Raw genomic sequence first — 14,084 nt, forward strand, 5'->3', positions numbered from 1 at the left:
CAACGGCATGAAAAAGGCCCGTAGCGCGCAAACGCTACGGGCTTTTTGCTTTCTATCTATCGCAAGTTCGGTGCTGGGGACTCCGTTGTCCCAGAGCCTCCAGCAAGGAACGGCCCGACAGAATCAGCGGCTGCCTGCCAGAAACTCATCGGTGGACACCACGCTGGCGTAGGCGAACCCCAGGGACGACATGAATGCAGCGTGGACCTGGGCCGCTGGCACCACCACACCATTGAATTCGAGGTCGCGGGTGGCGCAGGCGTCATGGATCACTGTGACGCCATAGCCCAGGTCGGCGGCAGCGCGGGTGACGCCGTCGATGCACATGTGACTCATGCTGCCGACCACCACCAGGTGTTCAATGTCGTGTTGGTCGAGAATGGCTTCGAGCTCGGTTTCGCGGAACGAATTGACGAAGTGCTTGAGCACCACCGGTTCGTCGGCGCGGTTGCTGACCTTGGGATGCAGTTGTGCGCCGCTGGAGCCGGGGGTGAAGAACGGCGCGCTGTCGGAAGTGAATTCGTGGCGGATGTGCACCACCTGCTGGCCGCTGTCACGGAAGGCTTGGATCAGCCGCGCGGCGTTGTCGGCGGCGGCTTCGACGCCCACCAGGGGCCACTTGCCGTTGGGGAAGTAGTCGTTCTGGATATCGACTACGATGAGCGCTTGCTTGGCCATGGGTGTGTCCTCTGAAGTAGTGGCTGGCTGTGGAGTCCAGTATTGGCTCCGGCGGGCCGGTCGAGGATTGGCCGCACCGACAATAGCAGGGGGAAAACTGACAATGGGTATGGAAAGCGCAGTCGCCGAGCTGGGCGTGCTGATCTATCCCGGGGCACAGATGGCCGCGGTGCATGGCTTGACCGACCTGTTCGGGGTCGCCAACCGTATCGCCGCCGAACAACGCAGTACGCAGTTGCCGCTGTTGCGCATCAGCCACTGGCAGGCGCAGGCCGACCAGGCGCCTATACGGGTATACGACAGTCACCCTGATGTTGAGGGGCCATTGCTGGCGGTGCTGATCCCACCCTCGGTGGCCGGCTTCTCCCGGGCGCAGGCACCGCAGGCGCTGACCCAATGGCTGCGCCAGCAGCATGCCAATGGCGCGACCCTGGGCGGGGTCTGTGTCGGCTCGATCCTGCTGGCCGAAAGTGGCCTGCTCGACGGTCGCAGTGCCACCACTCACTGGACCTCGGCGAAGCAGTTCGCCGAGCGCTACCCGAACATCCGCCTGAACGCCGACAAGCCGATCGTCGACGATGGCGACCTGATCACCACCGCCGGCCTGATGGCCTGGTCCGAACTCGGGTTGCGCATGGTCGACCGCCTGCTAGGCCCGAGCATCACCAGCGGCACCGCGCGTTTTCTGGTGATCGAACACAGCGACAGCGCCAGCCAGTGCGGCAGTAACTTCGCGCCGATCCTCGGCCACGGCGACGCGGCGATCCTCAAGGTGCAGCACTGGCTGCAGGCCAATGGCGCGGTGGACGTTTCCCTCGCCGTCATGGCGCAGCAGGCCGGGCTGGAGGAGCGCACCTTCCTGCGGCGCTTTCGGGCCGCCACCGGGCTCAAGCCCACCGAATATTGCCAGCACCTGCGGGTGGGCAAGGCCCGGGAAATGCTCGAGTTCACCAACGGCACCATCGACCATATCGCCTGGACGGTCGGTTACCAGGACCCTGGGGCGTTCCGCGCCACCTTCAAGAAGATCACCGGGCTGGCGCCCAGCGAATATCGCGCGCGTTTCGGCGTGACGCCGCCGACACCGCTGGCACGGGCCGGGCAGGGCTGACCTCCGCGAGTCGTGCAAAATACCGGGCGGCGCCGGCCGATCGTGCAAAATAAGACAGGCCCAATGCCAGCAACGATGGCGTAGAGCGCTTATCCAGGGGCTATTCGACTCCCCCCGGGCCTTGGCGTGATCCCTGCACCCTTTCTTGTACATTCACCACGCCGATGACGAAGGGGGACGCATGACCCCGACGCAACGCAAGAAACGGGTGGTCGCCCACTCGGTCCACCCTGGGGCCTCGCAGCATGTCGTGGAGACCAATCGCGCGCTGGCCCGGTGGCTGGCACAAATCCTCGGGCTGGAATTCGCCGGTGACTACGACCCGCTCGTGCATGGCCAGGACGAGCTGTACCTGTTGCCGACGCAGACCATCGTCGGCCCTGCCGCGGCCCGGCAATTGCGGGTCACGGGGCCGGACGACCTGTGGGGCGGGTATGTCGAGCATGATTTTATCTGCACCAAGGCCATCACCCATGGCCTGCTGAACAAGAACGCCGTGGCCCCGCCGGGCTGGGCGCCGCTGTTCTCCCAGCGGGTGCGCAATGTGGTGCTGGACGGCCTGAGCGTGTTTTCCCTGAACGATGCCCGGCCAGCGGCCAGCCATTTGCTTTACAGCGGACCGATCCGCATGAAGCCGATCCATGCCTGCGCCGGTCGTGGCCAGCAGGTGATCGAGAGCCTGGAGCACTTCGACGAGCTGCTGACGCAACCGGAGGTCGCCCGGCAGTTCAATGAAGGCGTGGTCCTGGAGCAGGATCTGCAACAGGTGGTCACCTACAGCGCCGGCCAGTCCTTTATCGCCGGCCATGTCCTCAGCTACTGCGGCCAGCAGTACCTGACCGAGGACGCCGACGGCGAGCAGGTCTACGGTGGCTCCGAGCTGTTGGTGGTGCAGGGGGGCTACCCTGAGTTGCTGGCGCTGCCACTGCCGCCGGACGTGCGCCAGGCGGTGCAGCAGGCCCGGGTTTTCGACGCCGCCGCCGATGAGGCCTATCCGCGCTTTTTCGCCTCCCGGCGCAACTACGACATCGCCCAGGGCCTGGATACCGAAGGCCGGCAGCGCAGCGGCGTACTCGAGCAATCGTGGCGCATGGGCGGTGCCAGCAGCGCCGAAGTGGCGGCTTTGCAGGCCTTTATCGACCAGCCGGGCATGCGCGCGATTCGTGTGTCCGCGGTGGAAACCTATGTCGACCGGCCTTTGCCGGCCGATGCCATCGAGGTCTATCGCGGGCCTGCGGAGCACAGTGACTTTCTTCTCAAATATGCAACGGTCCAATCCTATGACGGCTAGAAGCGAAAGCATTCAAATCGACATCGATGACGAGCAGATGAGCGGGACCTTCCTCACTCCCAGGTCGAAAGTCCCCGGCGTACTGTTTGTCCACGGTTGGGGCGGTAGCCAGGAGCGCGACCTGGAGCGCGCCCGGGGCATCGCCGGGCTGGGTTGCGTGTGCCTGACCTTCGACCTGCGGGGCCACGCCGGCAGCGGTATCCCGCTGAACCGCGTGAGCCGCGAAGACAACCTGCGCGACTTGTTGGCGGCCTATGACCGCCTGCTGGCCCACCCGGCCCTCGACACCTCGGCGATCGCCGTGGTGGGCACCAGTTACGGTGGCTACCTGGCGAGCATCCTGACCTCGCTGCGACCGGTGCGCTGGCTGGCGCTGCGGGTCCCGGCGCTGTACCGCGACGAAGCCTGGAACAGCCCCAAGCGCGACCTGGACAAGGCCGACCTGCTGGATTACCGCAGCAGCCTGGTGCGCATGGACAGCAACCGGGCGCTGCATGCCTGCGCGGCGTTCACCGGGGATGTGCTGCTGGTGGAGTCGGAGACCGATGAGCATGTGCCGCACGCCACCATCATGAGTTACCGCGCGGCCTGCCAGCAGACCCATTCCATGACCCACCGGATCATCGACGGCGCCGACCATGCCCTGAGCGATCCCGTGTCGCAGCAGGCCTATACCTCGATCCTGGTGGACTGGATCACGGAAATGGTGGTGGGAGAACGGTTGAGCATCATTCAGCCGCAATAGTCGGGAGCGCTGGTCGAATGGGGAGCGCAAGCTCGCTCCCGGAGAGGAACGCGCGCGTTTGTCGCGACAGCGTCAGCCGCCTTTGCGCGGCTTTTTCTCCACGCGCAACGCCTTGGCCCTGGCCTCTACCAGCAGGTACATCAGCAGCGCGATCAGCAGCGGCAGGATGAAGTAGATCGCCCGGTAGGCGATCAACCCGGCCAGCAGGCTGCCGCGGGACACCTCATGTTGCAGCAGGGCGATGAACACCGCCTCCAACACCCCGAGCCCCGCCGGAATATGGGTGATGACCCCGGCGATACTGCTGATCAGCAGCACCCCGAGCACCACCGGGTAATCGAGCTTGCTGGGCAGCAGGGTAAAGATCACCGCTGCCATCAGCGACCAGTTGAGCGCGCCCAGGGCCAGTTGCAACAGGGCCATGTGCAACGAGGGCAGGTTGATCTCGACCCCGCGTATCGACCACTCGCGCCGCCGGGAAAACCGACTGGCCGCCAGGTAGCCCACGCCCAGCACCAGCAGCAGGACGCCCACCCCCTGTAACGCGCCGTTGCTGAGCTGCCAGCCGGGCGGCAACTTCATCAGGCCACTGGCGAACACCGTGCCGGCCAGGGCCATGTAGCCGAACCAGTTGGTGGCCAGGCTCAGGCCGAGGATCTTGGCGATGTTGCCGGTGCTCACCCCGAGCCTGGAGTACAGCCGGTAGCGCATGGCGATCCCGCCGACCCAGGCGCTGAGGTTGAGGTTGAAGGCATAGCTGATGAACCCCACCGGCAGGATCTGCCGCCAGCCGAGGTTCTGCCGGATGTAGGTGCGCCCGATCAGGTCGAAGCAGGCGTAGACCAGGAAGCTGGCCAGGGTCAGGCTCGCGGCGATGACCAGGGTGCGTACCTTGAAGTCGGCCAGGGTGCTGAGCACTTCGCTCCAGTCGATGCGCCGGGCCAGCAGGGTGAACAGCACGATCAGCAGCAGGAAGAAGGCGATGGTCAGCGGTTTCTTCAGGCGTTGCCAGTGCGACCGGGCATGCGACGCGGCGGGCGTCGAGCCATGGGCGTCAGTGCGGCTCATGGGGCGACTCCCGCTGGGGGGCGGCCTGGCCGAAGGGCTTCAATAGCGGCTTGTGGGCGGGCAGCCAGCCGGCCCAGGCCGGAAAGTGACGCAGGATGTGAAACACCAGGAAGCCCACGGTCAGGCGCCACAGGCGGCCGCGGCCGGAACCCTTGGCTGGCATGGCCTGGCAGTGGTCGCGGCTGAGCCGGTCGAGGCGCTCGAACAGGTCGTGATTGAAGGCCCGGTCGCGGATCAGCACATTGGCTTCCAGGTTCAGCGACAGGCTCAGCGGGTCGAGATTGCTCGAGCCCACGGTGCTCCAGTCGTCGTCCACCAGCGCCACCTTGCCGTGCAGCGGCCGCTCGCAATATTCGTAGATGGTCACGCCATCCTTGAGCAGGTAGTCATAGAGCATGCGTGCCGCCAGCCTGGCCACCAGCATGTCCGGCTCGCCCTGCAGGATCAGCCGTACCTCGACGCCACGGCGCGCGGCGTTGCGGATCTCGCGCAGCAGCCGATAGCCGGGGAAGAAGTAGGCATTGGCGATTACCACCCGCTGCCGGGCCCCGCGCAGCACCAGGCGGTAGACCTCTTCGATATCGCTGCGGTGCAGGCGGTTGTCGCGATAGACCAGGCGTACCTGGCCGTCATGGTCGGTCAGGGCCAGCTGCGCGCGGCGCTGCCGGCGGCGTTGCCACCAGTAGCGGGCGCGGGCCGGGCGGTCGCCTTGCAGCAGGGCGAAATGGTGGATGTCCACCACCGCCGGCCCCTGGATCTCTACCGAGTAATCCTGTTTGGCCTGGGGGCCGAAATCGGCCAGGTGATCGGCGGAGAAGTTGATCCCGCCGACAAAGGCGATGGCGCCGTCGACCACCACTATCTTGCGATGCAGGCGGCGGAACCAGTTGGTGCGCACCCCGAAAATCGGCTGCGCCGGGTCGAATATCTGCAAGCGCACCCCGGCGTTGCTCATGGCGGCAAGGAACTCGGTGCTCAGTTCGCCGCAACCGAAGCCGTCCAGGCTGACAGTGACCCGTACGCCACGCTGTGCGGCCTCGATCAGGATGCGGTGCAGCTCATGGCCGACCTTGTCCTCGAAGAGAATGAAGGTCTCCAGCAGGATCTCGCTCTGCGCCTGGCGCAGCACTTCGAACACCCGGGGGAAATAGGCTTCGCCATTTTCCAGCAGCACCACCCGGTTGTTGCTGTGCCAGCCATATTCGAGGTCCATCCGTGGCGGCTCGTGGGCCAGCCCGGCATCGGGCAGGCTGTCCACCGTGGTTTTTTCCAGGGGCATGTCGTTCATAGCTCGACCTCGACCGACAGCGGCGCGTGATCGGAGAGATGGGACCAGGGATGGGTGTCCAGTACCTGGGGCCGGTGGACCTTCAGATGACGCACGTAGATCCGGTCCAGCCGCAGCAGCGGCAGGCGCGCGGGGAAGCTGCGCGCCGGTTTGCCGTGCAGGCTGACAAAGGCCTCCCGCAAGCCACTGGGGGCGAGCCGTGCATCGGCGCGCAGCCGCCAGTCGTTGAAGTCGCCGGCGACGATCAAGGGCGCATCGACGGGTAGCTCGGCGATCAACTGCAGCAGCAGATCCAGCTGTTGCTGGCGATGGCTTTCGCGCAACCCCAGGTGCACGCAAATGGCATGCACTTCCAGGGCATCGCCGGGCAGGCGCAGCACGCAATGCAGCAGGCCGCGGCTCTCGTGCCCGGACAGGGAGATGTCGAGGTTGTCGTAGCGAATGATCTGGAATTTCGACAGCAGTGCATTGCCGTGGTCGCCAGCCGGGTACACCGCATTGCGCCCATAGGCGAACTGCGGCCAGATGCTGTCGGCGAGGAACTCGTATTGCGGCATGCTCGGCCAGTTGTTGTAGCGCTGCGGGTGCTGGTCGTGGGCGCCGTGCACCTCTTGCAGGAACACCACATCCGCCTCCACGCTGCGCACCGCCTCGCGCAGCTCGGGCAGGATGAAGCGCCGGTTCAGGGCGGTGAAGCCCTTGTGGGTGTTCACCGTCAGCACCGTGAAGCGGCGCGCGGCGGCAAGCCCGATCGCGGGTGGTATCGGGCTGTTGGCCGACTCGTCATGGCTCATGGCAGCACCCCGGGCGGGGCCGGCTCGCCGGGCGTCGTCGCCAGCGCCTTGTCGAGCCCGAAGCGCTGCAGCAACCGGCGGGCATCGAAGGGCGCGCGGACCTTGAGGTCATTGTCGAAATAGCAGAACACCTCCCGGCTCTTGCGCGCCCTGGGGGGATGCCGGGCGTCGATCAGCCGGGCATCGGCGGGTTGTTTGCCGTTGTGCCAGGCCTCGATCCGGTCGCCCCAGCGCTTCAGGGCCTGGGGCGTATAGCCGCTGGCATACAACTCCTTGTCGCCATGCAGCCGCAGATAGACGAAATCGCCGGTCAGGTCCTCGCAACAGGGCCATTTGCCGGCGGTGTCGGCTACCACCAGCGCCACACCGTGCTGGCGCAGCAGGTGGGGGAATTCGGGTACGGCAAAGCTTGCATGGCGGATTTCCACGGCATGGCGCATGGCTTTTTTGCCGTAGGCCTTGGTGCTGGCGTGGCCGTTCAGGCGTGGTTCGTGCTGGCGGGCGAGGGCGGCGGCCTGTTCGGTATCGGCGGGCAATTGCTGAAGAAAGGCGCCGAACAGCTCGGCGTCGAACTGAAAACTCGGTGGAAACTGCCTGAGGATCGGCCCGAGCTTGTCCTTGAGCTCCAGCACGCCCGAGGCGAAGAAGTTGGCGATCGGCTTGTGCACGTCCCGCAGCCGCAGGATATGGGTGATGTAGCGCGGTGCCTTGACGCTGAACACGAAGCCCCTGGGGGTATCGGCATACCAGTCGGCATAACGCTCGGGGGTCTGCAGCGCGTAGAACGAACCGTTGATTTCGATGCTGTTGACTGCGCGCGAAGCGAATTGCAGCTCGCGCTTGTGCGTCAGCCCCTCGGGGTAGAAGTCTCCACGCCAGGGCTTGTAGCGCCAGCCGGAAATACCGATATGAATCGCCGCCATGTCCGCTCCCGTCTCAGGGTCTTCGAACCGCCTCTGTCTTTTGATGACTGCCCGGCTGGCGGGAAAGTTTCGACCTTCCTACGGACGGCACTTTCCACCTTTGTAGGAGCGAGCTTGCTCGCGATGGGCGTTAACGATAACGCGTGTTGAGTGGATGAACGCGGCGCTCTCAGGTCCATCGCGAGCAAGCTCGCTCCTACAGTGGCGCCACTATCGTCCTTAACTGATCGGCACTAGCCGGCCAGGGCTGCGTTTTTCTGCTTGGGGCCTGCTGGCGGGCTCAGTGCCCGACCACCACCCGGCTCGAACCCTCGGCCGGCTCGGCGTACACCGGGCCGAGGCGATCCAGGCGCCCGCTCCAGGCGGTCAGGGCCAGGGCGCCCAGCACCACCAGGCCACCGATCCAGGCGGTGTGGATCAGCCCCAGGTGGGCGACGATCAGGCCGCCACCCCAGGCGCCGCCGGCGATGCCGAGGTTGAAGGCGGCGATGTTCAGGCCCGAGGCCACGTCCACCGCCTGCGGGGTGTGGTGTTCGGCCTGGCGCACCACGTAGACCTGCAGGCCCGGTACGTTGCCGAAGGCCACGGCGCCCCACACCAGCACGGTGGCCAGTGCCAGCCACGGGTTGCCGGCGGTGAAGGTGAGCAGCAACAGCACGCCGGCCAGCAGGGCGAAGATGATCTTCAGGGCGCTGATCGGGCCGCGCTTGTCCGCCAGCTTGCCGCCCCAGATGTTGCCGACGGCGACCGAGATCCCGTAGACCAGCAGCACCAGGCTGACGGTGCTGGCGCTGAAGCCGGAAATGTCCTGGAGAATCGGCGCGAGGAAGGTGAAGGCGATGAACGAGCCGCCGTAGCCCACCGCGGTCATGGCGTACACCAGCAGCAGGCGCGGTTGTTTCAGCACTTGCAGTTGTTGCAGCAAGGACGCCGGTTTGCTGTGGGCGATGTTTTTCGGCACGTAGATCAGGCTGCCGATAAAGGCGATCACACCCAGCGCCGACACGGCGAGGAAGGTTTCGCGCCAGCCGAAATGCTGGCCGATAAAGGTCCCCAGCGGCACACCGGTGACCAGGGCCACGGTCAGGCCGGTGAACATGATGGCAATCGCGCTGGCGGCTTTCTCCTTGGGCACCAGGCTGGTGGCGATGGTCGAGCCGATGGAGAAGAACACGCCATGGGCCAAGCCGGTGACGATGCGCGCCAGGACCAGGGATTCATAGCTGGGCGCTTGCCAGGCCAGCAGGTTGCCGAGGGTGAACAGCACCATCAGCGACAGCAGCAACAACTTGCGCGGGACCTTGCCGGTCAGCGCGGTGAGCACCGGCGCGCCGACAGCGACGCCCAGGGCGTACAGGCTGACCAGCAGCCCGGCGGACGGCAGGCTGACGCCGAGGTCGGCGCCGATGGTGGGTAACAGGCCAACGATGACGAACTCGGTCGTCCCGATGGCGAAGGCGCTGAGGGTCAGCGCGAGCAAGGCAATGGGCATGGCTGCAACTCCGGTGGATTCGATAATGGAGCGCAGTGTCCGGATTCGACTCGTGCGGAAAAATAGCGGTTTCGGTATTTGATATTTGACCTGCGAGCAAATATCGAATGGTCAGGCTTCTGTAGGAGCGAAGCTTGCTCGCGATAAAACCGACGCGATGCCCCAGGCCGTCCGTGGCCCAACGTCAGTGGCGAATCAACCGGGTCCGCAGTTCAAGGCTGGCCTGCGGCTCGAGGTCCAGCCAGAAATGCTGTTTGCCGGCGATCTCGGCGGCCGCGGGCAGGCCGTCGCGGTACACCAGCCGGTTGCCGGCCAGGGCCGGAACCTTCGGCCCGGGCAGCAGGGTGCCGGCGAGGTTCAGCGGGTCGACGCCACACACCGCGGTCAGGCCGCCATCCAGCGGGCGCCGGCGAACTTCGCGCAACAGGGCGATGGCCTCGGGCAGGGCGAACTGCTCGCCGGCCAGGCCGCTGACAAAACGCCCGCCACGGATTTCGCCGCGGGCCTCCAGCCGATGGAAAGTGCGCAGCAGTTCGCGCCAGCTCGGCAGCCAGTCGGCCTCGCGCTCCAGCAGGCGCCAGAACACCACGCCATAACGTCGCAACAGGGTCATGGCGATGTGTTCCAGGGTGTCCGGTGGGAGTGCCTGCGCATGGCTGCCGACGCCCTCCAGCACCTGCGACGGGCGCCGTAGCAGGGCCCAACGCCCCGCATCGTCCATGCCGCCGACCAGCGCTCCGCGCCCGCGTCGGCTGCTGCGGGCCTGGCGCTTGCTGGCCGGGGTGATCAAGGCGCGCAGGCCGGCAAAACTGTCGGCATTTACCAGCCCGGCGGCCACCAGTTCCTGCAGGGCGATCTCCAGTTCGGTGCGCAGGACATGGGCTTCGTGCTGTAACTCATCGAAGAACAAGGCGCCGTGCTGGCTCAAGGCTTCATGGACCTTCTGTGCCTTGGGCGACAGCTCGCTGCTGTCGGGTTGCGCGCCCAAACCGCTCCACAGCGCGACCTGGCTGCGGGGCAGCAACACGATCGGCGTGTTGCGCAAGGTTGCACCAGCGGCTTTGTGCGGGGCGCTGAGGCGGCTCCAGACCACCTTGCCGTCGCGGCACAGCTCATCCAGCCAGGTGGCGGAGTAATCCTTGATCCGCGCCGGCAGCAGGTCGCTGTCCCAGGCACCGGCCGCGGCGGCATAGCCCTCGAACTGGGCGACCGTCTGCGCCAGCATGGCGCTGCCCTGGCCCTGGGTGGAGCTGGACAGGTGCTGCCAGTCGAACAGAAAGCGCATCAAGTCCTGCAGCGATACCGGTTCGATCTCCCGGCGCAGGCGTTTGACGGTGTAGCGATGAATCCGCGCCAGCAGATGCCGTTCGCACCACTCCTCCCGAGTCTCGCCGGGGCTGAAGCGGCCGCGCAGCACATAACCTTCACCTTCCAGTTGCGCCAGGACCTGGGCGACCTCGCCGGCGCTCAGGCCCAGGGGCGCGGCGATGGCTTCCAGCGGCAAGGGGCCGAAGCCGCTGAGCCGGGCTCGAATCACCTCCAGCAGCGCTTCATCGCGCTGCCATTGCTCATCGAAGCCGGGCAGAGCCTCGAGGACCGGTTGCAGCGGCGCCTGTGGATAAATCGCCCGCAGGCAACCCAGGCGCTCGACGGCCAGCCACAGGGCCTGCTTGTCGTCGATCTGCAACCGGCTGGCGCGGCCGCTGTCCGCCAGGGCTTGCAGCCAAGCGGTCCACTGCGGGTTGGCTTGGGTCTCGTGCTCGCCGATGCAGGCCAGGCTTATCAGCGCTTCATGCATTTCATCCGGGTTGCCGGGGGTGGGCCAGGCTTCCTCGCGCACCGACTGGATGGCCTCGGTATCCAGGGCGCCAAGGTCGTCGCTGGATTCGGGGTCGCTCCAGCGGCGGCTGAGCACGGCCTGGGTCCGCCGCTCTTCCAAAGGCGCATCGTCGAGGAAGGTGTAAGGCCGGGCGCTGAGAATTTCCGCGGCCAGGGGCGAGGGCGCCGGCAGGTCACGGCTGATCAGGCGCAACTCGCCGCGTTCCATGCGCCGCAACAGCTTCAGCCAGCCCTCGCTGTCCATGGCTTCGTGCAGGCAGTCGTCCAGGGTCTGCTCCACCAGCGGGTGATCGGGAATCTGCCGTTCGCCGGCGAGGTTTTCCAGGCAAGCGATTTGGTCGGGAAACACGCTGGCGATCAGGTCTTCGCTTTTCATCCGCTGGATCTGCGGCGCCACCTTGCGCCCGCCGACAAAGCGCGGCAGCGCCAGGGCCACCCCGGCATTCCAGCGCCAGCGCACGCCGAACAGCGGCGCGTCCAGCACCGCCTGGACCAGGATGTGTTCGGCGCCGTTGCTGTGCAGGTAACGCCAGACTTCGTCGAGCTCGAAACTGTGGCTGGTGGACAGCGACAGCACGATGGCGTCTTCGCTGGCGGCGGCCTGCAGTTCGAAGTTGAAGGTGCGGCAGAAGCGCTTGCGCAGCGCCAGGCCCCAGGCGCGATTGATCCGGCTGCCGAACGGCGTGTGGATGATCAGTTGGGTGCCGCCGGACTCATCGAAAAAGCGCTCCATGATCAGCGTGTCCTGGGACGGCAGCGCGCCCAGGCTCTGGCGTGCGCGGGCCAGGTAGTCGACCAGTTGTTCGGCGCTGGCGGCGTCCAGGCCAAGGCTGTCGCCCAGCCAGTCGAGGGCCGGCTGCAACTGGCCGGGCGTGGCGCCGAGCAGTGCGTCGAGCCGGGCCAGCAGGCGCGCCACGGCAAACGACAGTTCGGCGCTGCGCCCGGGGGCTTCGCCAAGCCAGAACGGAATGGTCGGCGGCTGGCCATGGGCGTCCTCGACCCGCACCCGGCCGGTTTCCACCCGCAGGATACGGTACGAGGTGTTGCCCAGCTGAAACACATCGCCGGCGATGCTTTCCACCGCGAAGTCTTCGTTGACGCTGCCGATATTCAGCGCCTCGGGCTCCAGCAACACGGCGTAGTCGGCGTTGTCGGGGATGGTGCCGCCACTGGTCACCGCCGTCAGTTGGCTGCCCCGGCGGCCGCGCAGGCTACGGTTGACGGCGTCGCGATGCAGGTAGGCGCTGCGAATGCCCTGGCGCCCGTTGTAGCCCTCGGCGAGCATGCGCAGCAGCGCCTGGAAATGCCCTTCGTCGAGGTCGCTATAGGGCGAGGCGCGGCGGATCATTGCCAGCAGCGGCTGTTCCTGCCATTCCTGGTTGCTGACTTCGGCGACGATCTGCTGCGCCAGCACATCCAGCGGCGCCCTGGGGATCTGCAGGGTGTCGAGCTCGCCGCGGTGCACGCAGTCGAGCAGGGCGGCGCATTCGATCAGGTCGTCGCGGGTCAGGGCGAACAGGCGGCCCTTGGGCGTGCCGCCGACCTGGTGCCCGGAGCGCCCGACCCTTTGCAGGAACGCCGAGATCGAGCGCGGCGAGCCGACCTGGCACACCAGATCGACATCGCCGATATCGATGCCCAGCTCCAGCGAGGCGGTGGCGATCAGCACCTGCAAATCGCCGCGCTTGAGGCGTTGTTCGGCGTCCAGGCGAAACTCCTTGGCCAGGCTGCCGTGGTGGGCGGCCACCGCGTCCTTGCCCAGGCGCTCGCTCAGGTGACGGCTCAGGCGTTCGGCCAGGCGCCGGGTGTTGACGAACACCAGGGTGGTGCGGTGTTCCCGCGCCAGCTCGGCGATGCGTTCGTAGACCAGCTCCCAGACGTCGTTGGCCATGACCGCCGACAGCGGCACGGGCGGCACTTCGATGGCCAGGTCCCGGGGCCGGGCGTGGCCGATGTCGACGATCTCGCAGGGGCGTTCATGACCGACCAGGAAACGCGACACCGCTTCGATGGGCTTCTGCGTGGCCGACAAGCCGATGCGCGTCAGTGGTTCGCCGCACAGCGCTTGCAGGCGCTCCAGGCTCAACGCCAGGTGGCTGCCGCGCTTACTGGCGGCGATGGCGTGGATCTCGTCGACTATTACCGTGCGCGTGCTGGCCAGCATCTGCCGGCCAGAGGCCGAGCCCAGCAGCACATACAGCGATTCGGGGGTGGTCACCAGGATATGCGGCGCGCTCTTGCGCATGGCGCTGCGGTCTTTTTGCGGGGTGTCGCCGGTGCGCACCGCGGTGCTGATGCGCAACTGCGGCAGGCCCATGCGTTCGAGCTGTTGGGTAATCCCGGCCAGCGGGTCTTGCAGGTTGATCTGGATATCGTTGCTCAGGGCCTTGAGCGGCGAGACGTACACCACCAGGGTCTGCTCCGGCAGCGTGCCACCATTTTCCAGGCCACGATGCACCAGCTCGTCGATCACCGCGAGGAAGGCGGTCAGGGTCTTGCCCGAGCCGGTGGGCGCGGCAATCAGGGTCGAGCGGCGCTGGCGGATCAGCGGCCAGGCCCGGGCCTGGGCGGCGGTCGCCGCCGGGAAGCAGCTGTTGAACCAGGCGCTGACCGCGGGGTGGAAACCCGGCAGGGCGTCGGTGGGGATCTGGGGAAGGTTCATGCACAACGTTATGCGACCGCCGGGGCGAAGTTGCAAGCCTGCCTCGTCAGTGGCTACACGGACACCACGTGCTCTGTAGCCGCTGCCGCAGGCTGCGATCGAGCTGGGTGGCATTCCGACGTAGCGGTCGTAAAACCAGCCAATGCGATTTTCCAGACAGATCGCGGACTCAGGGTTTGCGGCAACTGCGTTG

The 14,084-nt window shown here is 66.4% G+C and carries 10 protein-coding genes; 3 read left to right on the plus strand and 7 right to left on the minus strand.

Features of this window, described 5'->3' with window-relative positions:
• Positions 1–123 precede the first annotated feature (123 nt).
• Positions 124–678, minus strand: a complete 555-nt coding sequence (locus PVZ78_RS27460) for a cysteine hydrolase family protein (protein ID WP_257372199.1) — start codon at positions 676–678, stop codon at positions 124–126.
• A 103-nt stretch (positions 679–781) separates the two neighbouring features.
• On the opposite strand from PVZ78_RS27460, the gene PVZ78_RS27465 reads away from it, so the two are divergent.
• The 3 genes from PVZ78_RS27465 to PVZ78_RS27475 all read left to right on the plus strand — a co-directional run bounded on the left by PVZ78_RS27465 (position 782) and on the right by PVZ78_RS27475 (position 3,825).
• Positions 782–1,789: a GlxA family transcriptional regulator gene (locus PVZ78_RS27465; protein WP_273829580.1), complete on the plus strand. Its 1,008-nt coding sequence runs from the start codon at positions 782–784 to the stop codon at positions 1,787–1,789.
• Between the two features lie 181 nt (positions 1,790–1,970).
• Positions 1,971–3,080 carry a DUF3182 family protein gene (locus PVZ78_RS27470; RefSeq protein ID WP_273829581.1) on the plus strand — a complete coding sequence of 370 codons (1,110 nt, stop codon included), beginning with the start codon at positions 1,971–1,973 and terminating at the stop codon, positions 3,078–3,080.
• Positions 3,070–3,825 (plus strand): alpha/beta hydrolase family protein, encoded by a 756-nt coding sequence (locus tag PVZ78_RS27475; protein ID WP_096375571.1) that lies wholly within the window; start codon positions 3,070–3,072, stop codon positions 3,823–3,825. The genes PVZ78_RS27470 and PVZ78_RS27475 overlap by 11 nt, the downstream gene beginning before the upstream one ends.
• A gap of 72 nt (positions 3,826–3,897) precedes the next feature.
• Here the strand turns inward: PVZ78_RS27475 and PVZ78_RS27480 are convergent, their stop codons facing one another.
• The 6 genes from PVZ78_RS27480 to PVZ78_RS27505 all read right to left on the minus strand — a co-directional run bounded on the left by PVZ78_RS27480 (position 3,898) and on the right by PVZ78_RS27505 (position 13,891).
• Entirely contained in the window at positions 3,898–4,893 is a 996-nt protein-coding gene (locus PVZ78_RS27480; protein ID WP_273829582.1) for a lysylphosphatidylglycerol synthase domain-containing protein, read from the minus strand.
• Positions 4,880–6,181 carry a cardiolipin synthase ClsB gene (clsB, locus tag PVZ78_RS27485; protein WP_016702651.1) on the minus strand — a complete coding sequence of 434 codons (1,302 nt, stop codon included), beginning with the start codon at positions 6,179–6,181 and terminating at the stop codon, positions 4,880–4,882. The genes PVZ78_RS27480 and clsB overlap by 14 nt, the downstream gene beginning before the upstream one ends.
• Entirely contained in the window at positions 6,178–6,975 is a 798-nt protein-coding gene (locus PVZ78_RS27490) for an endonuclease/exonuclease/phosphatase family protein (protein WP_016702652.1), read from the minus strand. The genes clsB and PVZ78_RS27490 overlap by 4 nt, the downstream gene beginning before the upstream one ends.
• A complete protein-coding gene (locus PVZ78_RS27495) occupies positions 6,972–7,898 on the minus strand; it encodes a DUF72 domain-containing protein (RefSeq protein WP_273829583.1) in 927 nt (308 codons plus the stop codon). Before PVZ78_RS27495 ends, PVZ78_RS27490 begins: the two co-directional genes overlap by 4 nt.
• 280 nt (positions 7,899–8,178) lie before the next feature.
• Positions 8,179–9,390, minus strand: coding sequence for an MFS transporter (locus PVZ78_RS27500; RefSeq protein WP_101283705.1), 1,212 nt, complete (start codon positions 9,388–9,390; stop codon positions 8,179–8,181).
• A 184-nt stretch (positions 9,391–9,574) separates the two neighbouring features.
• Positions 9,575–13,891 carry a DEAD/DEAH box helicase gene (locus PVZ78_RS27505; RefSeq protein WP_273829584.1) on the minus strand — a complete coding sequence of 1,439 codons (4,317 nt, stop codon included), beginning with the start codon at positions 13,889–13,891 and terminating at the stop codon, positions 9,575–9,577.
• Between the last annotated feature and the right edge of the window lie 193 nt (positions 13,892–14,084).

Source organism: Pseudomonas sp. SBT1-2 (assembly GCF_028640875.1).
Lineage (GTDB): Bacteria > Pseudomonadota > Gammaproteobacteria > Pseudomonadales > Pseudomonadaceae > Aquipseudomonas > Aquipseudomonas chlororaphis_I.